The organism is Vibrio sp. V08_P9A1T1 (genome assembly GCF_963874405.1).
In the GTDB taxonomy this organism is placed as follows: Bacteria; Pseudomonadota; Gammaproteobacteria; order Enterobacterales; family Vibrionaceae; genus Vibrio; species Vibrio anguillarum.
This window is the reverse complement of the sequence record NZ_CAWNIB010000199.1, coordinates 1-25,604: the sequence shown is the minus strand read 5'-3', so window position 1 is coordinate 25,604 and position 25,604 is coordinate 1. Positions and strand designations below refer to the sequence as shown.

Genomic DNA, 25,604 nt, shown 5'->3' with positions numbered 1-25,604 from the left:
CGTTTTACACTATTTTTCCGTGCTACTGGCGAGGTTGGTTTTCTTGATCCATTTTCAATGAGCGAATCATTCGCAGTCACGTCGCTGGTGGTTGATTGGATGTAAGTCGTCAGCGGATGCTAATAATAACTCTCTAGGATTGAGAAATGAAAAAAGTACAACGTCAAATGAAGTGGCTATTCCTCGCAGCCTCTATCAGCGCAGCACTACCAGTATCAGCCGCGAAAATGGTGCAGGTTGATGATCCAAGTCTACTAGAACAAGCTTTATCCATGCAGGCTCGCAGTATTGTGCCAACACAAAATGGCTTTCAGGTGGTAAAAAGCGTCACTCTACCTAATGGTAAAGTCAAAGTTCGTTACCAGCAGATGTATCATGGTTTACCGGTCTTTAATACGTCAGTCGTAGCAACGCAAACTGAGAAAGGTATCGGCCAAGTTTACGGCATGATGGCGCAGCAAATTGATTCTGATGTGGTAAGTACTTCACCACAAGTTGAACAAAAGCAGGCGGTTAGTATTGCACTTACGCATTACCAACAACAAAACCCATCACTAACGAGTGCGGATCTTGTTACAGAAAACGAGCGTGCTCAATTGATGGTGCGTTTGGACGAAAACCAAATGGCTCAAATGGTTTATTTAGTCGACTTCTTTGTTGCAAGCAATGAGCCTGCACGGCCATTTTTCTTTATTGATGCGAACTCTGGTGACGTATTACAAACTTGGGAAGGGTTAAACCATGCAGAGGCGACGGGTACTGGACCTGGTGGAAATCAGAAGACAGGTTTTTATCAGTACGGAACAGATTTCCCAGGGTTAGTGATAAATAAAGTAGGCAACACCTGTAGCATGGTGAATAGCGCTGTAAAAACCGTGGATATGAAGCATGCGACATCGGGTGGTTCAACGTTCAGCTATTCATGTACCGACGCGAGTAATTACAACGATTACAAAGCGATTAATGGCGCTTATTCACCGCTTAATGACGCACACTACTTTGGTAAAGTGGTGTTCGATATGTACAAAGACTGGATGAACACCACTCCATTAACCTTCCAGCTAACTATGCGTGTGCATTATGATAGCAACTATGAAAACGCCTTCTGGAACGGATCGTCCATGACCTTTGGTGATGGCCAAAATACATTTTATCCATTAGTGGATATCAACGTCAGCGCGCATGAAGTGAGCCACGGCTTTACCGAGCAGAACTCAGGGCTTGTTTACCAAAATATGTCTGGTGGTATCAATGAAGCGTTCTCTGATATTGCTGGGGAAGCGGCTGAATTTTATATGAAAGGCAGCGTTGACTGGGTGGTCGGGAGCGACATTTTCAAATCTTCCGGTGGCTTACGTTATTTTGATCAACCGTCAAAAGATGGCCGTTCTATCGATCACGCTTCTCAATACTACAATGGATTAAATGTTCACTATTCAAGTGGTGTGTTTAATCGCGCGTATTATTTGCTAGCCAACAAAGCCAATTGGTCGGTTCGTAAAGGTTTTGAAGTGTTCACCGTCGCTAACCAGTTATATTGGACAGCAAACAGTACCTTTGACCAAGGTGGATGTGGCGTCGCAAAAGCGGCACAAGACTTAGGTTATAACAAAGCGGATGTGGTTGATGCCTTTAACCAAGTGGGCGTAAATGCTAGCTGTGGCGTAGTGCCTCCAACGGAGAATGTGCTAGAAAAAGGCAAACCAGTAATAGGGTTACAAGGTACGCGAAGCTCCGAAGCCTTCTATACCTTTACGGTCGCAAGCTCAACCAGCGCTAAAGTTTCGATCAGTTTGGGCTCAGGTGATGCTGATTTGTATGTCAAAGCCGGCAGCAAACCAACCACTTCTTCGTGGGATTGTCGCCCTTACAAATCGGGTAACAATGAACAGTGCACAATTTCTGCAACACCAGGAACCACCTACCATGTGATGCTCAAAGGCTATAGTAACTACAGTGGTGTAACATTAAGACTGGATTAATCATCTTTATTGATTAAATTTAAAGGGGCACGAGTCGGTGCCCCTTTGTTATGTAGGAGGGTATTCAACGATAGGTTGTTCAACAACCACGGTGTTTGTTTCTAGTCTTTTCTTGCCAGCTTCTCCGCCTCCACAAATTCGCCTTGTCTTAAGCATCGAAACACCGATTTGTTGTTATGGCTTGCTATCGATATAACCACAGCACTTTTGTTATATGTAGTGTGAAAATGTCGTTAGATAAATTGATGGACGCAATTGCCGATCAAGGTTGGTACATATGGGATGACTTTTTAACACCAGAGCAAACCAAAAACCTACGAGCGTGTACGCCACCGCAGTTACAAGTGGCGCGAATTGGCAGGCACGATGCCTTGCAATTAGAGGTTGAAATACGCAACGATAAAATCCAGTGGATTGAAAACAGCATGGGCCTGCCTGTGCAAGACTATTTGCAACGTATGGAGCAAATTCGGCAAGAGGTTAACCGCCACTTTTTTCTTGGGCTATTTGAATACGAAGCTCATTTTGCCAAATATGAAATAGGGGCATTCTACCAAAAACACCTCGATGCCTTTACAGGTAACGCCAGCCGCAAACTGACGACGGTATTTTATATGAATGATCGGTGGTGTGGTGCTGATGCAGGTGAGTTGGTTATTTACGATGTTCAAGATCAGTATCTCGCGACGGTTGCACCGATAGCGGGGCGTTTACTGGTCTTTTTATCCGAACGTTTTCCGCATGAAGTACAACCTACCAACGCTGAGCGTTTCAGCATCGCTGGGTGGTTTCGCATTAATGGCGTGACAGGCAACAAGCTCGATATTGCCAGTTAACGCAAAAAAGCTAATAAGTAAGCGTGGCTTGTGTGTTGCCACGCTCTTTTATCAGTCAAATTTGATCAGGGTAAAATGAGGATGTGAGCTTAATGCCTCCATCATCAATAAGGCATTGGTTTCAATTAAGTGTTCACTTTGCTCATTTTTCAACACAATGCACTCTTGTTGGTGTTCATTGCGCAGAGTGTCCATCGCGGTACCTGAATAGGTAAGACCATTTTTTAAGGTGAGCTTGACGGGCAAATGAAACAAACACGCGAGCTCAATGTAATCATATTGACTGCAAGTGACCATTATTCACTCCTATGACGTTACGCGGGCTTATTAAGATACGCGTTTTGCAAAATGTACATGCGCTTTACGTCACGATATTGGCCATTAATGAAGAATTCTTCAACTAAGTGCCCTTCCTCAACAAAGCCGGCTTTTTGGTATAAATGGATGGCTTTTTCGTTTTCCGTCGACACATGCAGGTAGATTTTGTGTAGGTTCAAAATGGTGAAAGAGTAGTCTAATGCTTTGTTGATCAAGGTTTGTGCAAACCCTTTTCCTTGGTGCTCTGGCGTGATGATGATCTGAAACTCGCCACTGCGGTGAATGTAATCAATTTCAATTAATTCAACGAGACCGATCAGTTCCTTATCTCGGTTCTCAACCACAAACCGACGCTCGGCGTTATCGTGAATGTGCTTGTTGTACAGCTCTTCCAGCTCATCAAAAGATTCATAAGGCTCTTCAAACCAGTAAGACATAATGTTGCGGTTGTTATTGAGATCATGGATAAAGCGTAAGTCACCGCGCTCTAACGCTCTTAATGATAATTGATTATTCATAGCAAACCTTCATTGAACTAAGGCATTCATCTTATGCCGACTTTGTTGCAATACAAGTGGTTAGTCAGCAATTTTTTAAAATGCGTACGCTTACGTCTTGTGATCTGATGCTGCGAGATGAATCAGTTTGGTCAGTTTGTTGATGCTTTCCTGCCATGCTATGTTGTCTTCAAAGTTCGCTACACTGAAACGGATACAGTGTTGGAATTGCCCCTGTGTTGCAAAAAGATGCCCCGGCAGGAGGCTGATTTTGTTTTGCAGGCCACGTTGATAAAGCTCAAAACTATCGATGAATGGCGGAAGTGTCAGCCAGCATAAAAATGAACCTTCAGGTCGGCTTAATTGAAACTGCCCTTGCAGCGACGGGTAGTGATTGAGCGAGGTGGTGAGCAATTTGGCAAAGCGCTGCTGGTTCAGTTGGTAAGTGCGGCGCATTTTGGCTAGATGTTGACGGTACTTACCACTTTCGAGAAATTCCGCTACGGCTGATTGGATTAAATTCAAGCTGCCCATATTCTCGCTGAGCAGTATCTTTTCTATTTGCGCTTGATACTTTCCAGCGATGATCCAACCGATCCTCAGCCGTGAATCCAAGGTTTTGGAGAGCGAATTGATGTAAATAACGCGGCCTTTGCCATCCAACATTTTCAAACAAGGTATCGGCTTTTGAAAATACAGGCCACCAAACACATCATCTTCAATAATTGGTGTATCACCACTGACAGCCAAAAGCTGTTTACGTTTTTCCAGAGGCATTTGTGAACCGGTTGGGTTGTTAAAATTCGGCGTGACGAGAATTGCCTTAATCGGCCATTGAGATAGCGCTTGTTCGAGGGCGCTGATGTCGATGCCTTCGAGACTATGGCTGGGGATCTCCACCACTTTTAAGCCTAATGATTCAAGCAACAGCAGCGTGCCAAAATAACAAGGTGACTCAACGGCCACAATGTCTTCGCGCTTGGTTAATGCACGAAATGCGAGGCTGATGGCCTGCTGACCGCCATGCGTAATGGCGATTTCTTGTGCTTTGATTTGTAGGCCCAAATCTTGCGATATTTTTAGCAGTTGTTTGACTAAATGGCTATTACCTGGCGGTAGCTGATAGTGGCTAGGAATGTGCGTTTGCTGGCGGCTGTGGCGGCCAATTTCTGCATACAAACTACGAATCGCGGCGCTTTGCGTATTAGGATGCGCTGAACCTGCGGGCATGTGATGTTTCACTGTGGGTTGAACCAAAATTGATTTAGATAAAGAGAGCAGGTCAATGCTATTGGGTTGTGGCAGCGGAATATCCAAAGGGGTTACAGCACCTTGGACTCGATAGCCTGAACGAGGCTGAGAGTAGACGATATTCATCGCTTCTAACTCTTGATAAGCACGAATAACGGTATTTTTGCTGACAGACAGTTGTTCGCATAGCTGGCGAATGGAAGGCATTTTATCGTGTGCGTGGAATAAACCATCGTCGATGGTCTGCTTAAGATGACGTTTTACCTCGGTATATTTAGGTTCAGTATATTTAGGATCCGTGTTTTTAAGCTTACTTTTCATTCTGTACCCACTAAATTATTCAGATCTGTGCCTTTTGCGCATAACTGTACCCAAATAAAGTAGCAGCATAGAATCGATTGTGGCTAGGAATTTTGTGATGTTTGTAAGAATGATCCCGTTCTTGTTTGTCGTGCTATGGGCATCTGGTTTCGTTGGCGCAAGGTTTGGCTTAATGTATGCGGAACCTGCCACGCTGCTCACGCTGCGCATGGTGGCGAACGTGGTGCTTTTTATTGGTTTGCTGTTATTGCTCAAAAGGCGCATTCCGCGTGGTCGCCATTTGTGGCATTCCTGTATAACGGGCGTGTTGATTCATGGTTGCTATTTGGGCGGAACCTACCAAGCGATTTCTTGGGGAATGCCAGCAGGTTTAAGTGCTCTGCTGGTGGGGACGCAACCCATTTTGACTGCGCTGCTGCTGGTTTTTATGAGTACAGAGCGCTTTAATCTGGCGCAGTGGTTAGGGTTAGCTCTTGGGTTTTCTGGGATAAGTCTCGTCTTGATGGGTAACATTGAGTGGCAATCGGAAGTGCACAAATGGCCTGCCATTAGTTTGTGTTTGTTATCTCTGCTCGGCATCACACTCGGCACCTTATATCAGAAAAAATTTTGCCAAGGTGTGGATATGATTGGCAGCGCTACCGTGCAATATGTGGCTGCGTTATGCCTATTTTTACCTTGGGCTTGGAGCTTTGAAACCATGCAAGTGCAATGGACACCGACCTTTATCATGACACTGGTATGGTTGGTTGTGGTGCTGTCATGTGTCTCTATTTTATTGCTGTTGTATATGGTTGAACACGGTGCGGCCTCAAGTGTGGCTTCAGTGTTTTATCTTGTACCGCCAACCACCGCCATTCAAGCATGGCTTGCTTTTGATGAATCATTGGATGGGTTTGGTGTTGCGGGCTTCTGCCTTGCCGTTACGGCTGTTTATCTGGTGGTGAAAAAGCCGAATCTGCTGAGAAAATTGGCGAAACCGGTATTTGAGCGTTCATAAAATTCACCCCTATAAACCGAACTTAGAATGGGGTGCTCTGCTGGTGGTTGGGTAATCAATGGATAATTTCTGACTCGCGGCGGCACCTAATGACTTTGCCAATTTTTTCAGATTGATCTTAAAGCGATGCACTCAAAAATGCGCTGCCCTTCCTCTGTTTTCCTAAAATATTTTACTGTGTCATCTAGTTTTAAACTAAGTGAAACACAACTGTCATATTTGCGTCCTAAAGTGAGTTTCGTTCAATACACAACGGCAATAAAGCCTCTTAAGGATATTTGTGATGAAAAAGACAGTAATCGGTGCAATCGCTCTTTTAGGTGCATTGGCAGTTAACCCAGTTTTTGCAAAAGAAACCATTTCTGCTGTTGGCTCTAGCAGCGTAACGCCATTGATGGAAGTTTTCTCTGAAACATATATGAAGAAAAACGCGGACGTGTTTATTGAGGTTCAAGGCCCAGGTTCTTCTGCGGGTATTAAAGCCGCTAAGAACGGCAGTGCGGATATTGGTATGTCTTCACGTGGCCTAAAAAGCTCAGAAAAAGAAGCATCATTAGTTGAAGAAAAGATTGCGCTTGATGGTATAGCGGTGGTTGTGCATCCAAGCAATAAAGTAAAAGGGTTGAGTGCTGAACAAGTCTCTGCCGTTTACCGAGGCGAGATCACGAATTGGAAAGATGTCGGTGGTGAAGACAAACCTATCGTTGCAATTACTCGCGATACCGCATCAGGTACTCGTGGTGCATTCGAAGAGATTATGAAACTGACAAAAAAAATCTCAGACAAGACGGTATCTGCTATCTCTCAACGAGCTCAAGTAGCTAACGGTAACGGTAGTTTGAAAACTATGGTTGCGTCTAACCCTTATTCCATCGGTTACATCTCTCTTGGCACCGTTGATAACACGGTTCATGCCTTAGCGGTAGACGGTACTGATGCATCGGTAGATAACGTGAAAAATGGTTCATATAAAGTGGCTCGTCCTTTCCTTGTACTGTACAAAAAAGGCCAACCATCCGCTCAAACGCAACAGTTCCTTGATTGGATGCTAACGCCTGAAGCTCAAAAACTCGTTGCAGAACATCACTATATCGCAGTGAACTAATTGACTCTCCCATTCGACTTGAAGTTGCAGCGGCGTTGTTTCGTTCAGCCCAATCACATGCTTTATCCATGTGGATGGGAATTCACTGACTTGCTGTTTAGCCGCCACTTCAAGTTGTTTGGGGAAATAACTTTAAAAGTTTGCTTGGCCCATCGTTGGGGCTGAGCCTTTTCTATCCACGTCGATTCCATCGAATAGTGAGATTGATACTATGACCATCGCAACAAATAGTGAAAAGCTTATGAACAACGTTTCTACGCAAGCTTCCAAACGTGCACTTCGTGCTAAAAAGCGTGTGGACTGGAAAGAGCGCATTTTCCACGGGTTGTTTCTTACCAGTGCCATTATTGGCATTGTGTCTCTTGCCATCATTGCCTACTTCATTTTCCGCGAAAGTATTCCCGCATTTCAAGAAGTGGGTATCTCGGGTATCGTCCTTGGACAAGATTGGTTGCCGCCAGCTCTGTATGGTGTGGCAACTATGATTGTCGCTTCTGTGGTTTCAACGTTTGGTGCGGTTATCGTTGGTGTGCCTGTGGGCGTCCTCACCGCTATCTTCATTGCAGAAGTAGCACCAAAACGTGTCGCGAATATCATTCGCCCAGCCGTTGAATTGCTCGCTGGTATTCCTTCTGTGGTTTATGGCTTCTTTGGTCTTGTGATTATTGTTCCTTTGATTCAGGACATTTTCCAAGTTCCTGCGGGCAATACCATTCTCGCGGGCATTATTGTGCTTGGTGTCATGATCTTACCGACGGTGATTACCGTGTCCGAGACTTCTATTCGCGCAGTCCCTCATGCGTACAAAGAAGGTTCTTTGGCATTAGGTGCATCCAGTATTTTTACCATCTTCAAATTGCTGGTACCGGCAGCTCGCTCCGGAATTATGACCGGCGTCATCTTAGGAATTGGGCGTGCGCTCGGTGAAACCATGGCCATTATTATGGTGATGGGCAACGCGCCAGCGATGCCTGAAGGTATTTTAGACTCAGCACGCACGCTGACAGCCAATATTGCGATTGAAATGTCTTACGCAAGTGGTGTTCATGCCAGTGCGCTTTACGCAACAGGCGTTGTGCTATTGGCATTCATCATGATCTTGAATGCCACATTGCTCTATTTAAACCGTGAGAGAGCGAGATAATAGTGATGGATACAGTAAAACTAAAACGTGCCCGCCAGCTAAAAGATAACGTATTGAAAATATCTATTTGGATTGCGGCCGCTGTAACAGTCGGCTTCCTATTTTGGATTATCTGGTACATCCTTTCTAACGGGCTACAACACGTAGATTGGAATTTCGTTACTGACGATTACACCCGTACTGGCAATGAACACGGGATCTTCCCGATGATCATATCGACGATTTATATGGTGATCGCTTCTATTTCGGTGGCCGCCCCGTTGGGTATTATGACGGCGATTTATCTTACCGAATACGCCAAAATCGGTAGTCGCTTGGTGAAAGTGATCCGCTTTTGTACCGAATCTTTGGCGGGGATCCCCTCCATTATCTTTGGTCTATTTGGCATGACCTTCTTTGTGGTGATTCTAGGCTTAGGCTTCTCTATTTTGTCGGGTGCGCTAACGCTCAGCATTTTGATTTTGCCTGTGATCATTCGGACCACAGAAGAAGCGTTGATGGCCGTCCCTCAAACTTATCGCGAAGGTTCTTATGGTCTTGGAGCCTCAAAAATATACACCATTTGGCGTCTGATTTTGCCAAGTGCAATGCCCGGCATCCTTACGTCAATTATTTTGAGTATTGGTCGTGTTATTGGTGAGTCGGCCCCTGTGTTTTTAACCGCAGGAATGGTGGCACGTATTCCAGATTCATTGCTCGATTCAGGCCGCACCCTAACCGTTCACCTTTACAAACTCACAACAGAGCTGTTCACGGTTGAAGAGTGGAATCAAGCCTACGGCACAGCAACCGTGCTGATTGTGGTTGTGCTACTGATCAACATGGTGACGAAGCTAATCGCAAGACGATTTAATACCGCTTCTTATTAAGTAGAGCGTTGGGCGCGATTTACAGAATTTTGAGAGATAACAAGAATGAACAAATTTAATATTGAAAACCTAGACCTTTTTTATGGCGATAACCAAGCGCTAAAATCAATCAACCTGCCTATTCCAACTCGTCAAGTGACAGCGCTGATTGGCCCTTCTGGCTGTGGAAAATCGACTTTATTACGCTGTTTGAACCGAATGAATGACCTCATTGAAGGCGTGACTATCACCGGTAAATTGGCGATGGATGGGCAAGATATTTACGGCAATATTGATGTTGCAGATCTGCGTATCAAAGTGGGAATGGTGTTCCAAAAGCCAAATCCGTTCCCAATGAGTATTTATGAAAACGTGGCGTATGGCTTACGCGCACAAGGGATTAAAGATAAAAAGCACATCGATGAAGTGGTTGAGCGCTCATTGCGCGGCGCGGCGTTGTGGAATGAAGTAAAAGATCGCTTGAAGTCGCATGCGTTTGGCCTCTCTGGTGGTCAACAACAGCGTTTGTGCATCGCACGTACGATAGCGATGGAGCCGGATGTGATTTTGATGGATGAACCAACGTCCGCCCTTGACCCGATTGCAACACACAAAATTGAAGAATTGATGGAAGAGCTGAAAAAGAATTACACCATCGTTATTGTCACGCACTCAATGCAGCAAGCGCGTCGTATTTCTGATCGCACGGCGTTTTTCTTAATGGGGGAATTGGTTGAACACAATGATACACAAGTGATTTTCAACAATCCTAAAGATGATAGAACCATGGGATATGTCAATGGCGATTTCGGCTAATCACTTATTGCAGCGACTAACCTGAAATAATAGCGGACTCATTATAACTATAAAGCGATGGTAACTTTGCCCCTCATACAGAGGGGCTTTTTTGTAGAAACTTCATGGCATACATATTCTTATCCGCAATATGTATTAATTGATTAATATTGGCTGAATCTTTAGGAAAAGAGGCAATACCGATACTGGTTGAAAGCTTTGCTCCCACTCCATTATCCACGAAGAAATTCTCTTTAAAACACGCTTTAATGTGGCGTTGCATAATGCTCAGTTCCATCGCATCTACGCTATGGATGATCAGGGCAAACTCATCACCCCCCATACGAAATACCGAATAATCAAAGGTTGGAATCGAATGTGTTAAGCGAAACGCTACTTGCTGCAACACACTGTCCCCTGCTTTATGACCATTTTGGTCGTTAATGGGCTTAAAGCCATTTAAGTCGAGAAGAAAGAGAGAGAAGGGGTTGTTGGTAGAAATTTGATTCAGCTCTTCAAACATAGCAAGGCGGTTAGCAAGCCCAGTTAGAGGGTCAGTTAATGCTAAGGTACGCTGAGCAACCGCTTCTTTATGAAAAATATAGCTAACTAAGCCAATGCAACCCAGCATCAAGAACATCAGCAGAAATTGTACCTGTGTTAGCCTATTTGCTTTTTCTTTTTGCTCTAGATAGATAGGGCTTTGCAGTTGAAAGTTTTGGTTTACATAGCCGATAACTTGGTCGTAAATCAAGTGGGCATGTTTTTCAAATACAGCCAATGACTTTTGATCTTTAACGGCCAGCAATAAGCTTTCTAATATTTTGAAATCATCAAAGTTGTTCTTAAAGAAATGCTGGGAATCCGTTCTACCCATAAAATTATCCGATTCCTTACTCGTTAGAATCAAGTCAAAACGGCTCCAAATCAGCTCATACTGCAGCCAAGTGTGCGCTCTCTTCTCCTGTGAATCTAAGTAATAAGGAATCGAAGCAACCAGCTCAGAATACTCTTTGGTGAGCTGGAATAAATACCAAGTTGCATAGTTACGTTGGTCGGTATAGGAGTTGGCTAAAGAGCGTGTGGTCGAAAGTATATACAAATTAGCGACGATCAAGGTGGCTGACAGGACAATCAACAGTGTTTTTGCCCGGTATAGCAAGGGGTGTAAAGTGCTGTGTTTTGTAAAATTCATTATTTACCGTGAATCAATAGTTTTTCTAACTGCCACACCATTTGGGTGTAATAAATGCCATTGTCTATTTGTGGATATTTATCTAGATTGTAGATCAGCCAAAACGGCCCCTTGTTTCTTATTTTCATTTCATCGCCATTCATGTGATAAGCAATAATGGGTTCATAGCGAGTTAAGTTTTCAATTGCAATATTAGCGGCGTAATCATTAATGGCCAAAAATGATACAGAAGAAACCTGTCCAACTTGCAAATGATTAATTAAATCAATAACTTTAAAACCAGTGAAAGTATTTTCTTTTGGTAACCAAGGAAGCTGAGTCGTGAAGGTTTCACGAGGCAGTATCTCTGCCAATTGTGCAAGAGAATAAGTAACCCGATCTTGGTTTGGGAGGGTAATAGTTAAGCTTGCAGCATGAACAAATAAGCTGAAAAAAATAAGTGGTAAAGCGGTTATCCATCTCATCATAAACTACCTTATTTACTTCTGCTTTTTTCTTAGAGCATAGGCTAAAAGTATAAGGTGATAATTTAATCAATGAAATTATTTTCTATTTATATTTCTGTTAATTTGGTCGAATCAATCTTTAGTTTAGAACAAAAAAATCCCCACATAAGTGGGGACTTGCATATTGAAATGTTATTAGTGCCGTTACTGCTGCATTGTTTACTAAAAAATGAGATGTGCTACACCAGCTATCACTGGCAGTGTAATGAGCGTACGCAGAATAAATATGACAAACAGCTCAAGGATGTTGACAGGAATTTTGCTGCCTAACATTAATGCACCCACTTCAGACATATAGATCAACTGAGTCACTGACATGGCCGCAATCACGAAACGTGTCATTTCATTATCAATGGAAGCCGCAAGAATCGCGGGAATAAACATATCCGCAAAGCCGACCACAATGGTTTGAGATGCTTGAACAGCCTCAGGTACACCAAGTAATTCTAGAAAAGGAATAAACGGTTGGCCCAATACAGAAAATACAGAGGTGTATTCTGCAACAATCAGAGCCAGAGTACCCAAGCCCATCACGACAGGTAGCACACCAAACACCATATCAACAGCGTTACGCATGCCTTCAGCGAAGATCGATTTTGCAGATTTAACTTGGCTTGCTTTCGCCAGTGCTAATTCCATCCCCCATGAGAACGAGGTATGGCCGCTTGGAACTGCATCGGCATCTTTAGCTGGAGAGGTACCATCAATATAAGTGTTCTTTTTGAAACTTAATGGTGGCAGGCGAGGAATGATGATCGCTGCAACAAAGCCTGCAAGGCAAATGGTGCCATAAAAAGGTAGGAACAGATGCTCTAGCTTAACTTGCGCAATAACGACTAAGCTGAAGGTAATTGAAACGGCAGAAAACGTTGTACCAACAATAGCGGCTTCACGCTGTGTGTAGAATTTGCTTTCGTACTGTTTGCTGGTCAGCAAAATACCGACACTACCGTCGCCCAACCAAGAAGCCATGCAGTCGATTGCGCTACGGCCTGGAAGGTTGAAAACTGGACGCATGATTCTGCTTAATAAACTACCAAATAGTTCCAGTAGCCCGAAGTTAAGCAGTAAAGGCAACAAAAGCCCTGCAAAAATAAATACAGAAAATAAAGTGGGTAATAAACCCTCAAGAACCATACCGCCAGTGTTTTCTTCCCAGATAGCCTTAGGGCCGATTTGGAAAAACGTCATGATGACGGCGATACCACCAAATACACGGACGGCTAACCAAAGAGCCGATGGATTAAAAAGCCCATTTAAGAAAGGACTCTTTGTAATGAATGCAGGTTGAAAAATTTTACATAAAATGGAAGCTGCAGACATAAAGGCGATGATCACTGTCACTATTGCAACAAGGTAATCGCCCAAAATAGCTTGGATAGATTTAGCAAGGACGGCAACTGGAATGGTTAAGTCACCTTGGTAGCTAATTGGCGCCATAAACAAAAATAGACCAATTAACGAAGGGATGAAAAACATCCAAAAGCTACTTTGTGTTGGTGCTACAGGAGCTTCAATAGTTTGAGCGTTATCTTGCATGTCGTGTCTCGTATTACTGCGGGTCAATAGTCACCAACTGGTGGCATAAAAATGCACTAAATAGCTCTATTTAGTCATTGCAGGCAAGAATATCTATTTTTAAGATGGCTTGCAATACTATTCATTAATCAAGGTTAAGTATTCAAACAAAAGAGCTGTTATTCTCAGATAACATGGTCATTTGTTTTGTTATTGTTGCATTGGTTAATAATCTGTTGGTGGTTGAGGCGTGCGTTTTAAAAAGAGTTAAGGAGGGCTGAGGAAAATTGGGCGGTTAAGGTAAGAGGGAAGGGTCAGTCAAAGGCCTTTAACCGGAGGCTAAAGGCCAAAAATGTATAGGTCCAATGAGGTTTATTGAGCCGTACTGATATTCAAACGTTGTAGGCTAACGCTAAGCGCATCATCGAATTGACTAAAGAAATTATCTTCACCGACCAAATCAACAATCCCCGCTTTTTTCAGTTTCATTGCAACACGAGTATTTGCACCAGAGATCAACACTTGCACATTCTTTTTATGGAAGTTTTCGATCATTTCCTCAATGGATTGCAGGCCAGTAATGTCCATAAATGGAACCCATTTAAGGCGAATAATTAAAATTTCTGGCTGCTCTTGAATGCTGCTCATCACACGCTCAAAGGTTTCAGCCGCAGCAAAGAAAAATGGGCCTTCTAAGGCATAAACGGCGAGCTCTCTTGGTAACTGAGTTTGCCCGTGACGAAGCAGCTCAGCACTGAGCTCATGGTGTGTACTGGCTTTTACCTCAACACTAGATGCCATACGTTTTACAAAGTGAAGGGTAGCGATGATCACCCCGATGTTGACGGCGACAACTAAGTCAGCAAACACGGTTAATCCAAAGGTTAGCAACAAAATAACCACATCGGCTTTGGGTGCACGTTTAACCAATTTAATAAAGTGGGGAACTTCACTCATGTTCCATGCTACGACGAACAAAATCGCACTGAGTACTGCCAGTGGAATATTGACGGCTAATGGTGCAAGTGCAATAAGGATAATGACCAGAGTGAGCGAGTGCACCACGCCCGAAAGTGGGCTTGTCCCCCCGTTGCGTATATTGGTTGCAGTACGTGCAATGGCGCCTGTTGCTGCAATACCACCGAAGAGAGGAGCAACGATATTAGCGATACCTTGGCCGACTAATTCTTGGTTTGAGTTGTGTTTGGTGCCCGCCATACCATCGGCGACCACCGCAGAAAGCAATGATTCAATCGCACCTAGCATGGCAATCGCAAAAGCAGGGCCAATCAATAGAATAATTTGAGAGAAGCTAACTTCTGGAAGCGAAAATTCTGGCAGTCCTTGAGGTATGCCTCCAAAAGCCGATCCAATCGTGCGGATCCCTTCAAAGCCAACAAAATATTGCAACACGGTAACGGTGACGAGAGCAAGCAGTGGCCCTGGTACTTTCGAGAGCTTCGGGATCTTAGGACCGAAGATAACCAGCGCGAGTGAAAATAACGCAAGGCCTGTTGTGGCCCAATCCATCTGCGGAAAGGCATGGAAAATAGACACTAATTTTTGATGAAAATGCTCACCTTCGATTTTGGGGAGGCCGAAGAATTCTTGCCATTGCCCAACCCAGATGATGACACCGATACCGCTGGTGAAGCCGACGATTACGGGGTCAGGAATATAGCGGATGATGCTACCGAGTTTTGCGACCCCCAGAACCAATAGAATCACACCGGCCATCATAGTGGCTATCTGCAGCCCACTGACCCCATATTGGCTAACAATTCCAGCGAGTATCACGATGAAAGCGCCCGTTGGGCCGGCTATCTGCACTCGCGAGCCGCCAAACAGTGAAACGATAACGCCTGCAATAATGGCGGTGTATATCCCTTGCTCCGGTTTCACGCCAGAAGCAATAGCGAATGCCATCGCCAGTGGCAGAGCGACAACCCCTACAATCAAACCTGCACTGATATTATTTAGCCACTGTTTTGGTCGTAGCAGACCGGCTTTATAGGATTCATATACGGCAAACATAATTGATAACCTTATTGAAAATAGGGGAAAATAGAAAGCGCGGTGGATTCTACGCTCATTTAAAATGCTGTAAAGAGGGGTGAATATTCAACGGAGGTTATAAATATAGTGGTTCGGCGGCGGAATTTTTACTATTTAGAGTGTGGATGTGAGTCTATTTTCTTATGATTCATTAGGTAGGATGTTTTTTATACAGAGATGGAGTTTGTGATGATTAATAAACGTTTTTTTAAAACAAAAGAAGAAGTTGAAGTGACCTTTGAAGTGGACGTCCCAGATACGGCTGGCAATGTTGCGATAGTAGCGGACTTTCTTGACTGGCAACCAGAACCAATGAAAAAGGTGGCGAAAAGTAATAGTTTTAAATTTAAAACCCGTTTACCTAAAGATGCTGAATTTCAATTTCGTTACTTGTTGGATGACCAACAATGGGTTAATGATCCTAGCGCTGACCAGTACATTGCCAATGGTTTTGGCGAGGAAAATAGCCTAGTAACGACTTATCAATAGGTTGTTGATAAATCTTGTGAAAGCGTGAAATATGATTAGGACAGTACTCATTTTTACGTGTAATTGTTGATTTATTATAAGGCACTCCGGTGCCTTTTTTGACCATAGAATCACACGATATAGGTGACTTTTGAAACAGAAAGTCTTAATCTTGAGGCTCTTTTGACTTAATCCACAGGATAGATAGTGCTTCCTCGTTCTCTCATTCTGCGCTTTTCTGAGCTTTCACTTCCAAAAAAAGCGTCGATTATTGGCCTACCGATTGTCGCGGCCATCGCATTTTCCTCGTCTATTCAGGATAGCTCCTTACAGCGCCAAATTGAGCTCTCTATTACCGAAACTCAAATTGTTCAGTCGATTTTATCTGATGCTATTGAGGTAAAAAATCTTCCGGATTTTGAATATGAGATTAAATCTGGTGACAATTTAAGTACTATCTTTAATCAACTTGGCTTTGGTTACCAAGACTTGATGAAGATTATGGAAACCGATTTAAACTACCTCGCATTGGATACGTTAAAACCTGGCAACATCCTCAGGTTTTGGAAAGCGCAAAATGGAAATGCGCTTTCCAAAATGGAGCTAGAATTTAGCCTAGTCGAGCGCGCGGTATATTCACGTTTAGATGATGGTACCTATGAGTTTCAAGATGTTAAAATACCGGGTGTATGGAAAGAGTTCGCCATGGTTGGCGAGATCCAAGGCAGCTTTTCTCAGTCGGTCAATTCGATAGGGTTAGGCAGCGCTGAGATAGAACAGATCGTCTCTTTACTTAAAGATAAACTCAATTTCTCTCGTGATCTTAGGGTTGGCGATCGATTTGAAGTGGTTCAATCTCGTCAATTTGTCGGTGAGAAATTGACGGGCAATCGTGAAATTCAAGCGATTAAAATCTACAGTCGAGGCAAAGACGTTTCTGCTTATTTACACCGTGATGGGCAGTACTATGACAAAAATGGCGATAGTTTACAGCGCGCATTTCAACGCTATCCGACGACAAATAAACGCATTACCTCTAACTTTGATGCGCATCGCCTGCACCCAGTCACAAAAAGAGTGGCTCCGCACAATGGTACTGATTTTGGTGTACCAGTCGGTACTCCGGTATTCTCGACTGGCGATGGTACGGTGATCATGACGCGTAAGCACCCTTATGCGGGTAATTACGTGGTGATACAACATGGCAGTACTTACAAAACACGCTATTTGCATTTGAGTAAAATTTTAGTGCGTAAAGGTCAGAAAGTATCGCGAGGTGAGCGGATCGGTTTATCTGGGCAATCGGGCCGAGTCACTGGGCCTCATCTGCATTATGAGCTGATGGTTCGAGATCGCGCAGTGAATGCCATGACCGCCAACATACCAATGGCAAACTCAGTGCCTAAAAAAGAGATGGCGGGGTTTGTTGCAAGGCGTAATGAACTCGATTCTATGCTTCAGCAGCAAGAACTGCGGTATGCCACCAGTGAGTCTTCGGCTGACCAAGAGTCTTAATGTGATAGCATAATGGATATTAGGAATCCCTCACTTTCAGAGTGAGGGTTTTTTATGCGCGCCGTACATGGCTCATGTTGTTCCAGTGAGTCACGATAGAGTGCGGTGTTTCTGGCTTTGAAAAATAGTAACCTTGGATCTGTTCACAGCCCATAGCATAGAGTTTCTCCAGAGCTTCTTGGTTCTCCACCCCTTCTGCGACGAGATCAACTCGAAGTTGATTTGCCAATTGAATAATCAACCAAACTACGCGCTCTGCTGTTTCGTTACACACCATGTTTTTGATAAAAGTGGCATCAATTTTAATGCAATCGATGGGGTAGCTATGGATGTAATTCAAGCTCGAATAGCCAGTGCCAAAGTCATCAAGCGCGATGGTAAAACCAAGTAGTCTGAGCTTATCTAAGATGTATCTAACTTCACTGGTTTGTGAAAGTAGTACTGTTTCGGTGAGCTCAATTGTGAATTCATTAGGCTCAAAGCCGTATTGAGTAATGGTTTGCATTAAGTGTTCGAGATAGCGCTTGGAGTTGATCAGTTCATGTGCCGAACAGTTAAGTCCTAATTTTACCTTGTAGCCTAAGCCCTCCTCTAGCTCAACTTTTGCTAGGCATGCCAGCTCAACAATGCGTTCTCCTAATTCCACAATTAAACCTGACTGCTCAGCAGTGTCGATAAACTCAATCGGTGAAATCGCACCCAGAGTTTCGCTATTCCAGCGAGTGAGAATCTCAAAATAGTTCCACTGTTCTTGGTGACGACTGACGATCGGTTGCGCCACCACAAATAGCTCACTATTTTTACTGGTTAACTTATTGAGTTCACGGCGTAGAGCTTCTGTGATTTGGGTTTGACGATGGTATTGGTTACTCAGATGGGTATCATAACAACGGATATTACTACCGCGAGTTTGCTTACACTCTTTGAGTGCTAAACAGGCATTGAGAATCAGTTGATCGGCCGTGATTGTCTCTTGAGTTTTCCTTGAAATGCCAATGCTTAAGCTAATTTTAATGCGATGTGATGCATCGACATAACCTGTATTTAGCTTATCCAATATACAGCGGCAGATTTGCAACGGATCATTAGAGAAGGTGATAAACGCATATTCATCCCCAGCGATTCGAAATGCCAAATTCTCTTCCGGAACGCTTTGAATGATGGCATTAGCCACAAACTTAATGATTTGGTCGCCAATATAGTGCCCATATAAGTCATTGATCGATTTAAAATTATCGATGTCTAAATAAGCAAGAGTAAACGGTTCATTGGTTGTTTCAACTAAGCGTTCTAATTTGTCAGCTAGATAACTGCGGTTCATTAAATCAGTCAGGTTGTCGTGAGAAACTTCATAGCTAAGTTGATTAACCAAGCTGTCAGAGCGTTCGCTCAACCACTTATTACGCAGGCTGTGAACGACTATGTTCGCAATGATTCGGTGGTAGCCAATCACGAATTCCTCATCTTCGATGGGAGAATAGAAGGTAGACACGAGCATTCCGAGTATTTCGCCATTCTTGGCACGTAGGGGAATACCGATATAGGCATCAATCTTATTTTCAATTAGAAACTTGTCATCAGGAAAAATTTTGGTCACTTGTGATGGAAACAGACAGTATTCCTGTTTTGATTTCCACACTTGCTCACACGGTGTTCCCCTGAGCGGATAACCCGTGTCGTTGTTGTCTGGCGTCTCACCAGCATGAGATAAGGTGTGAGCTCTGTAATGCCATTTGTCTAACTCGACGATGCATGTACAGCAGGTTTGAAAATGTGTATGCAGCACCAATGTGGCTCGATCATGTAACTCAGAGCCATCGAGCAGCATGAGCTCGTTAATGGTGTTTAGACTAACTGCATCCCTAGCCAATGATGTTTTAGTCATATGTCGTACTCTGTTTTTTTAGAATATGCACTTAGTGACTATGGTCGACATTGCGCAGTTTTGCCACTCGCAATGATGGGTACTTGAGACGCAAAAAATAAAATATTGGTTATTCAGCGGCTTAGTTGCAGAGTTTTATGAGTACTTTTTTGTCTAGGATAAATTTGCTCTGGTGGACAATTGTTTGATGGAAATAGACGTAACCCCAATTTAGCTACCTAGCTTCATTCGTTAATTTTTCTTTTAAGTAGTTGAGAAATAAATGAGTTCGAGTGTGTTGATAATCAAGTTTAGGGTAATAAGCGTAAACCGTTGCTTGATCAACGGTGATATCGGGTAGCAAACGTATCAGATTGCCCAAACGTAGTTCTTCTTTGACCATCACGTCGTTGGTGACAATCACTCCCATGCCATTTTTGCCTGCATAGAAAAGTGCTTCTGGATTGGTTGTCGCGAAATTACCCGATAACGATAGGCGTTTGCCCGTTGAGGTTTTTAATTCGCGCGTTGTGTGTTCTCCCCAAATCAAGACATTGTGCTGTTGAAGCTGTTCGGCAGATTTGGGCATACCATATTTTTCAATATAGCTAGGAGAAGCATAAAAGCCGGCCCTATGTTCAAATAGGGGTGAGGCTTTAAAACTGAGGGAGTTGAGTTGGTCAATTTCTCGGCTGATGAATAAATCAAGGTGAAGTTCGGGCAATTGCCCCGGAGTTGTTGTGGTCAGTTGGATTCGAATGTCAGGGTAGCGCTGTAGAAATTCATCTAAATACTGCACCAAAAATTTTGAGCCCACAGAGAGTGTCGCCCCAATTTTTAGTAGGCCAGCGGGAGTTTGGCTGACAGATCGTGTTTCATCAACCACCGATTGCCAACTTTCAAGTTGTGCTTTTGCTCGCTCATAAAAGAGAGCACCCGCTTCGGTTTGTGTCACCGTTCGTGTGGTGCGCTTAAGTAACTGCACGCCAATTTTCTCTTCCAGCCAATGTACTCGTTTACTGATGGCTGAGCTGGTGGTATTGAGCTTACGTGCCGCGCCGTTAAAGCTTCCTTCTTCAACCACTCGCATGTATGTTTTAACATTTTGTATCCAATCCATCGTTACCCTACTCATTCCTCATTGGAACTAATTCATTTCCTGAGTGCTTTATTATCAAATCTGAGTTGCCAATATATACTGAAAACGTATTTTGACACCACATCTACCGACGATAAGAGCTCACTTAGCAACCCATGAAAACTCTCGCTAGCACACCATTTAAAAAGACGCCGATGTTATTGGCGATGATGATCATTGCCACGGGCCAAGTTGGGGTGAGCATCTATTTACCTGCACTGCCGTTGATCAGCCGAGACTTAATGGTTGACCAAGCCAGTATTCAATGGCTCGTCACGCTCTTTTTAGTGGCGTTTGGGATGTCACAGCTTTTTTACGGGCCATTGTCTGATGCGGTTGGTAGACGCCCGACATTTTTACTCGGGCAGGGGATCTACTTGGCCGGTACAGTATTGTGTGTCTGTTTTTCGGATAATTTTCATGCGTTGGCTGCTGGTCGCCTACTGCAAGGGCTTGGCGCGGGAAGTGCTTCTGTTCTTGGCCGCAGTGTGCTGCGTGACAGTTATGATGGTCTGCAATTAACAAAGGCGCTTTCTTACATCGCCATCACTGCCTCAATTATGCCAATTATTGCCCCTGTGCTCGGTGGGTGGCTTGCCTTTCATTTAAGTTGGCAGTCCGTGTTTGTGTTCGTATTAATGTATATCTGTACCATTTTTATTCTAGGTTGGTGGATATTGCCAGAAACGTTGCCATACGCGAAACATCGGTTTCAACCTAAGGCCGTATTGCATAACTACTTGCTACTCTTGAAAAATTCCCAAGTGCTGACCAGCGCCAGTTACAACTGGATCAGCTATTTATCTAGCTTAGTGACTCTGTCGGTGCTGCCTTTTCTCTTGCAAAACAAGTTGGGGTTAACGGCCGCCGATTATGGAACCGTAATGATCGTCCCTTCCGCGGGTTTGATGATAGGCAGTGTTGCCGTTAACTTACTCAATGATCGTTTTTCATCCCAACGTTTACTTGCTTTGGCAATTGTCATTATGGCTTTTGCCGGTGTTTGGTTACTGATAACACCGATGAGCGTGTTCAATTTAGTGTGGGGATTTACTTGGTTAACGATTGCGCAAGGTATCTCATTTCCATTATCCACCAGCATGCTGCTCGGGCCACACAAAACTCAAGCGGGCTCCGTTGCGGCTCTATCTGGCTCCATTCAAATGTGCTTAGCTGGATTCTTAGGAGGATACTTGGTGGAAAGATGGATCACGAGTCAGATGTCGCTAGGCTGGTTCTATTTAGCAACCAGTTGCGCTATGTTTTTGGTGTTGTGTTCTTCCTATCGCTTACGTCAAACCAAATTCGCTTAATGCTGTTTATACCCTTCCGGTTTGAAGCGGTTTAAGTCTAGTGGTGCATTTACATCGTACATGTCGGCACAAGAGAAATAATTTGAGGTATAATCTCGGCGACATTAATTCGACGGAACAATCAATGCAACAAGATGAATTTCAAGCATTAGTCAAAAGCTTGTGCGAGCAAAAAACACTTCCTCAAGCGTTAGATATGCTGAAAGTATTTGAAGATCAAGATATTGCTGAAGCAGCCTTATCGTTAGTGGGTCAGTTTGCTTTAGCCGAAGTGGATGGGGAGCAACGCATTTACCACGTCGTGTTGCAAGAAAATGAGCAAGGTGAAGAAGAAGAGTTTGTTGAACACATTATGAATGAAGGCGATGACGTTATTAAGTTTGTTGCTTGGTTTTTTGAAACCATGTTTGAAGTTAAGCAGAAAGAAACTTACTTGGCTGCTGGTAAAACCTATAAGCAGCCTAAACGCGGTTAGCTGAAAATTAATCACTTTATTTTGTGACTCAAGTCTTGTTTTTGTTCTTTTTTGGACTAATATACACCTCGTTAGGTAAATAAATTACATGTTGAGGTGATTCATGGGTTATGAATTAGGTGGTGCTTACGTTGGTCAACTGATCGCAAAAAAAGCGATGTATGATGCAATGCATGGCAAACCACAAGCAAAGAAAAAGTCTTTCATTAAAACGCTAGTGAAGAAATTCAGCAAATAGTGAATGCCTAAGAATCAAAAAGCCCTAGCTTGGTAACAAGCTGGGGCTTTGCTTTATTTACTGGGGTAAAAATGACTGTGCAAATTCGTCTACCATTCGTCCACAAAGAGCCCGTATACCATTACTGACTAAAGAGTCGGCGGTTTCTGAGGCGTCAGTACTTTTTCTTCTAAAGTAACCAGATGCTCTGGGGCACTACTGACTTTTTTGGTTAGCCAATCTTCCAATTTATCACACCCGCCGATATAGCGGCTTTCTAGCCAAATTTGTGGCACAGTGACGGGCGTTTTTTGACCAATGATGGTTTTAACTTCTGGGATCATCCGGTACAGCGCCGCACTTTCTTTGACGACATCATGATAGGTGTATTGAATTCCCGCTTCATCCAGCAATTTCTTTGCTTTTACGCAGTACGGGCAAGTGGCTTTTCCATACACAATATTGCCAGTTAACTCGTCACGTTGTGCCCACTCTTTGATCACCGATTGAACCAAAACACCTCGATTTAACGCTTCTCCTTGGCTGATCACTTTACCTTCAACGACCAATATTGGGGCGTGCCATGCGCCCAATTTCAAGGGTTCCCACCAGTACGATAGCCAGTCTTTGACTTCTAACTCGATGGGAATGCCCTCCAGTTCATTATTGAAGGTGTCAGTCAAAATGTCCTTGGTGAGCGTACACTCGCCGCAAGGGATGGTGACTTTAAATGGACCCCAACTTCCAGCCCATCGGTATAGTGTGATTTTTATCGGTTTTGCCATCGTGTTTTCCTCAAGAAGCATTGCTTAGAGAATAGGAAAGAGTTGAGTGACTTTTTATTTCAACGCGAAGATTTTTTTGTTTCCCAGTGAGTAATAAAGGCCACTGAAGCGATAATGATGGCAGCGCCAAGCCATAATCGCCCGGGTGGTGCCCAGCCAAACACTAACCAACCCGCCAAAACATTCAGTGGCAGCTTCGCGTGATCAAAAGGTTGCACAAAAGACGCATCTGCCACCGCATAGGCTTTAACGATCGCCCATTGAGCCAGTGCTGTCATCGCACCCGCAAAAAGCAATATGAGCCATAGAGTGCTCCCTTGAGGTGTTTGCCAATCTGGTAAAGCGAGCAGTAGATTGAACGGTGTGATCAGTACCAAAAGGTAGACCACCATAGTAGACGGTGAGTCATGGGCAGACAGTTTTTTCACCATCAAAGAGTAACAAGCCCAAAAAAATGCCGCGCCAACAGGCAGCAACGATGCCCAGTTGAAATCGTCAGCCCAAGGTTCAAGGATGATCATCGCTCCGACAAAGCCAGTTAATGTTGCTCCCCAGCGTGCTGTACCCACTTTCTCTTTTAAAAAAAGGCCTGAGCCAATCGTGGCAAACAGAGGAGAGATCATCAGCAGTGCAATACCTTGCCAAATGGGTACGGGATAGGCGAGTGCCCATAACCAGAGTTGTATGCCAATCACAGATAAAAACACACGGAAAATATGCATGCTTAAATGCTCGGTGCGCAGCGAGTAGCGGATCCCTAACGTTGATAAATACGGCAAAATAACGACTAACGCGATGGCATATTGAACCAGCGCCACCGTGGTAGATGACAGGCCATAATTGATACTGGCGACTTGAGCAAGGCTATTGACTATCGCAAAGGCGAGGCCTGCGATTAGCATCCAACTTGCCCCTTGGATTGGGTGGTGAAGTATTTTGGTCATAGAGAAGAGGGTTATAGAAAAAGTCGTTGAATCATACTGACTTATCAGCGTTAAACCAATCTCTGAAATGAATGGAGTGGTTCAATAAATTTGAGCAAGTGTTATCCCTGCTGATTCCCACTTGTCTGAAACGCCAAACATTTTGCGTATGGGCTGCGGTGATGGGATAAAAAAAGCCCCCTAAAAAGAGGGCGAAAGAACATGAACGGCCAGTGCTCTGCCTTAGCACTGAAAAGAAGCACAAACGCTGCCATGCATTTGTACTTATTCCATAGCAGGTTGTGTGCCACATTTAACTTATTGAAAAATAGTGAAATTATATTTTTGGCTCTATGAAGAATGGTCTAGCCTAGTGCAATGTGTTTTATCGTGGTGCAATGCCGTCAAATAAAAAAGGCCAAGCGAGTGCTTGGCCAAAAGGATGATATCCTTAGGGAGTATATGCGTTCGTATGATTGAAATTAGAAGTTGTAACGTAGGCCTAGGCGAATAGAGTCTTTTGCATCATACGCAGTGCCGAGGTCTTTTTTATCTAGGTTGTTCATTTTGTAGGCAACGTAAGTGTAGATTGATTTATTGAAATCATAACGCCCTGTCAACTCAGCAAAATCACTTTTCGTCGTTGTGACGTTTGCAGTTTCATTTTCCGTTTTTTGATACACCCCAATCAAGCGGAAGTTACTTGTGATTTTGTATTGCGCAGCAAATTCAATCCCGTTGAATTCGCTCTTCGCTTTATCGTCCAAATCCCCTTGTGTATAGGTCAGGCCTAAGTACAAATCGTCCAACGTGTAATTTACACCGGCAATAATTTGATTCGCCGCACCTTGGCCTGTGCCATTATCGTTGCTTGCGTAGCCCAAGCCTAAACCAAGGCCGATAGGTAAGTTATAAATTGCAGAAAGACCAAAGCCATCGGTGTCTTTTTCTTCGCCTGCAATAAAGCTTGCTTTCACATTGAGGGCATCAAATGTAGCTGCGTAGAGGAAGGTGTTGTTGATTTGCTCATTACCTGCGTTGATGAACTCTTTTTGAGCGCCAGTATAAGTACCGATGTCTGACATTTGAGAAATTTGCACGCCAGCCGTATCTTGGCGGCCGACAGAAATAGCACCAAAATCAGCTTGTAAACCTGCAAATAGGTAACGTTGGTTGAAATCAGAATTCTTATCGTTGCTGGCGGAGGAATTAACCGTTTGCTCTGCTTCATAGGTTGCAAAACCTTTCAAAGAGTCAGAGATTTCTGTTGAGCCTGTAATGTTCAAACGCGCACGGCTTTTGTTTTTCATCGTGCCTTCAATTTCTTTGCCTTTGTCATCACCACCGAAATCGCCACGAAATTCTGCACGTCCACCAACTTTAAGCTCATTTCCATCCGCTTTGTAAACGGTCGCAGCAAAAGAAGAACCTGATACCAATGCTGTAAGAATTGCGGTTGCGATTGTTGCTTTTTTCATTTTATTTACCTTATCCATAATCAATGAGCTTCAGTGCTCGAACGGTTTGATGTGAGT

General features: G+C 43.8%; 24 protein-coding genes. 12 read left to right on the top strand and 12 right to left on the bottom strand.

Features of this window, described 5'->3' with window-relative positions; genetic code table 11:
* The first annotated feature begins 146 nt into the window (after positions 1-146).
* Together empA and AACT21_RS08470 are read left to right on the top strand one after the other, a co-directional pair.
* Complete coding sequence (empA, locus tag AACT21_RS08475; RefSeq protein ID WP_094163326.1) at positions 147-1,982, top strand: zinc metalloprotease EmpA; 1,836 nt, start codon at positions 147-149, stop codon at positions 1,980-1,982.
* Positions 1,983-2,209: 227 nt separating this feature from the next.
* Positions 2,210-2,818, top strand: coding sequence for a 2OG-Fe(II) oxygenase (locus tag AACT21_RS08470; RefSeq protein ID WP_026027933.1), 609 nt, complete (start codon positions 2,210-2,212; stop codon positions 2,816-2,818).
* Positions 2,819-2,869: 51 nt separating this feature from the next.
* Here AACT21_RS08470 and AACT21_RS08465 read toward each other — a convergent pair whose 3' ends face one another.
* From AACT21_RS08465 to AACT21_RS08455, 3 genes are all read right to left on the bottom strand, one after another.
* Complete coding sequence (locus tag AACT21_RS08465) at positions 2,870-3,115, bottom strand: Rho-binding antiterminator (protein WP_017045964.1); 246 nt, start codon at positions 3,113-3,115, stop codon at positions 2,870-2,872.
* A gap of 17 nt (positions 3,116-3,132) precedes the next feature.
* Complete coding sequence (gene speG / locus AACT21_RS08460) at positions 3,133-3,654, bottom strand: spermidine N1-acetyltransferase (protein WP_013868118.1); 522 nt, start codon at positions 3,652-3,654, stop codon at positions 3,133-3,135.
* Positions 3,655-3,744: 90 nt separating this feature from the next.
* Positions 3,745-5,205: an aminotransferase-like domain-containing protein gene (locus tag AACT21_RS08455; protein ID WP_094163323.1), complete on the bottom strand. Its 1,461-nt coding sequence runs from the start codon at positions 5,203-5,205 to the stop codon at positions 3,745-3,747.
* A gap of 97 nt (positions 5,206-5,302) precedes the next feature.
* Between AACT21_RS08455 and AACT21_RS08450 the strand changes: the two genes are divergently transcribed.
* The 5 genes from AACT21_RS08450 (at position 5,303) to pstB (ending at position 10,118) form a co-directional block, all read left to right on the top strand.
* Positions 5,303-6,205 (top strand): DMT family transporter, encoded by a 903-nt coding sequence (locus AACT21_RS08450; RefSeq protein WP_026027683.1) that lies wholly within the window; start codon positions 5,303-5,305, stop codon positions 6,203-6,205.
* Between the two features lie 283 nt (positions 6,206-6,488).
* Positions 6,489-7,310: a phosphate ABC transporter substrate-binding protein gene (locus AACT21_RS08445; RefSeq protein WP_026027935.1), complete on the top strand. Its 822-nt coding sequence runs from the start codon at positions 6,489-6,491 to the stop codon at positions 7,308-7,310.
* 211 nt (positions 7,311-7,521) lie between these two features.
* The gene (pstC, locus tag AACT21_RS08440; RefSeq protein WP_017045968.1) at positions 7,522-8,454 is read left to right on the top strand and encodes a phosphate ABC transporter permease subunit PstC; all 933 of its coding nucleotides are present in this window, start codon (positions 7,522-7,524) and stop codon (positions 8,452-8,454) included.
* Positions 8,455-8,459: 5 nt separating this feature from the next.
* On the top strand, positions 8,460-9,323 hold the full coding sequence (pstA, locus tag AACT21_RS08435) for a phosphate ABC transporter permease PstA (protein ID WP_026027681.1): 864 nt from the start codon (positions 8,460-8,462) through the stop codon (positions 9,321-9,323).
* Positions 9,324-9,368: 45 nt separating this feature from the next.
* The gene (gene pstB, locus AACT21_RS08430; RefSeq protein WP_013868112.1) at positions 9,369-10,118 is read left to right on the top strand and encodes a phosphate ABC transporter ATP-binding protein PstB; all 750 of its coding nucleotides are present in this window, start codon (positions 9,369-9,371) and stop codon (positions 10,116-10,118) included.
* A gap of 73 nt (positions 10,119-10,191) precedes the next feature.
* Here the strand turns inward: pstB and AACT21_RS08425 are convergent, their stop codons facing one another.
* The 4 genes from AACT21_RS08425 to AACT21_RS08410 form a co-directional block, all read right to left on the bottom strand.
* Entirely contained in the window at positions 10,192-11,292 is a 1,101-nt protein-coding gene (locus AACT21_RS08425; RefSeq protein WP_094128048.1) for a GGDEF domain-containing protein, read from the bottom strand.
* Positions 11,292-11,759, bottom strand: a complete 468-nt coding sequence (locus AACT21_RS08420; RefSeq protein WP_013868110.1) for a molybdopterin-dependent oxidoreductase — start codon at positions 11,757-11,759, stop codon at positions 11,292-11,294. The genes AACT21_RS08425 and AACT21_RS08420 overlap by 1 nt, the downstream gene beginning before the upstream one ends.
* Positions 11,760-11,960: 201 nt before the next feature.
* Positions 11,961-13,337 carry a YjiH family protein gene (locus AACT21_RS08415; protein ID WP_026027937.1) on the bottom strand — a complete coding sequence of 459 codons (1,377 nt, stop codon included), beginning with the start codon at positions 13,335-13,337 and terminating at the stop codon, positions 11,961-11,963.
* Between the two features lie 351 nt (positions 13,338-13,688).
* The gene (locus tag AACT21_RS08410) at positions 13,689-15,350 is read right to left on the bottom strand and encodes a SulP family inorganic anion transporter (protein ID WP_013868108.1); all 1,662 of its coding nucleotides are present in this window, start codon (positions 15,348-15,350) and stop codon (positions 13,689-13,691) included.
* 210 nt (positions 15,351-15,560) lie between these two features.
* Here AACT21_RS08410 and AACT21_RS08405 point away from each other — a divergent pair, with 210 nt between their 5' ends.
* The gene (locus AACT21_RS08405; protein ID WP_026028657.1) at positions 15,561-15,860 is read left to right on the top strand and encodes an isoamylase early set domain-containing protein; all 300 of its coding nucleotides are present in this window, start codon (positions 15,561-15,563) and stop codon (positions 15,858-15,860) included.
* Between the two features lie 186 nt (positions 15,861-16,046).
* Positions 16,047-17,354 carry a peptidoglycan DD-metalloendopeptidase family protein gene (locus tag AACT21_RS08400; RefSeq protein ID WP_017050287.1) on the top strand — a complete coding sequence of 436 codons (1,308 nt, stop codon included), beginning with the start codon at positions 16,047-16,049 and terminating at the stop codon, positions 17,352-17,354.
* A gap of 52 nt (positions 17,355-17,406) precedes the next feature.
* Here AACT21_RS08400 and AACT21_RS08395 read toward each other — a convergent pair whose 3' ends face one another.
* A complete protein-coding gene (locus AACT21_RS08395) occupies positions 17,407-19,239 on the bottom strand; it encodes a putative bifunctional diguanylate cyclase/phosphodiesterase (protein WP_094163321.1) in 1,833 nt (610 codons plus the stop codon).
* 214 nt (positions 19,240-19,453) lie between these two features.
* A complete protein-coding gene (locus AACT21_RS08390; RefSeq protein WP_176430161.1) occupies positions 19,454-20,338 on the bottom strand; it encodes a LysR family transcriptional regulator in 885 nt (294 codons plus the stop codon).
* 134 nt (positions 20,339-20,472) lie between these two features.
* On the opposite strand from AACT21_RS08390, the gene AACT21_RS08385 reads away from it, so the two are divergent.
* From AACT21_RS08385 to AACT21_RS08375, 3 genes are all read left to right on the top strand, one after another.
* Positions 20,473-21,669, top strand: a complete 1,197-nt coding sequence (locus tag AACT21_RS08385) for a multidrug effflux MFS transporter (RefSeq protein WP_094163317.1) — start codon at positions 20,473-20,475, stop codon at positions 21,667-21,669.
* A gap of 124 nt (positions 21,670-21,793) precedes the next feature.
* The gene (locus AACT21_RS08380; RefSeq protein WP_026027570.1) at positions 21,794-22,144 is read left to right on the top strand and encodes a hypothetical protein; all 351 of its coding nucleotides are present in this window, start codon (positions 21,794-21,796) and stop codon (positions 22,142-22,144) included.
* A 103-nt stretch (positions 22,145-22,247) separates the two neighbouring features.
* Entirely contained in the window at positions 22,248-22,382 is a 135-nt protein-coding gene (locus AACT21_RS08375) for a hypothetical protein (RefSeq protein ID WP_013868100.1), read from the top strand.
* Positions 22,383-22,510: 128 nt separating this feature from the next.
* On the opposite strand, the gene AACT21_RS08370 is transcribed toward AACT21_RS08375, so the two are convergent.
* The 3 genes from AACT21_RS08370 to AACT21_RS08360 form a co-directional block, all read right to left on the bottom strand.
* Positions 22,511-23,146 (bottom strand): glutaredoxin domain-containing protein, encoded by a 636-nt coding sequence (locus tag AACT21_RS08370; RefSeq protein ID WP_094163313.1) that lies wholly within the window; start codon positions 23,144-23,146, stop codon positions 22,511-22,513.
* 59 nt (positions 23,147-23,205) lie between these two features.
* Positions 23,206-24,090 carry a DMT family transporter gene (locus AACT21_RS08365; RefSeq protein ID WP_094163311.1) on the bottom strand — a complete coding sequence of 295 codons (885 nt, stop codon included), beginning with the start codon at positions 24,088-24,090 and terminating at the stop codon, positions 23,206-23,208.
* Positions 24,091-24,551: 461 nt separating this feature from the next.
* Positions 24,552-25,547, bottom strand: coding sequence for a porin (locus AACT21_RS08360; RefSeq protein ID WP_026027939.1), 996 nt, complete (start codon positions 25,545-25,547; stop codon positions 24,552-24,554).
* Positions 25,548-25,604: the final 57 nt, after the last annotated feature.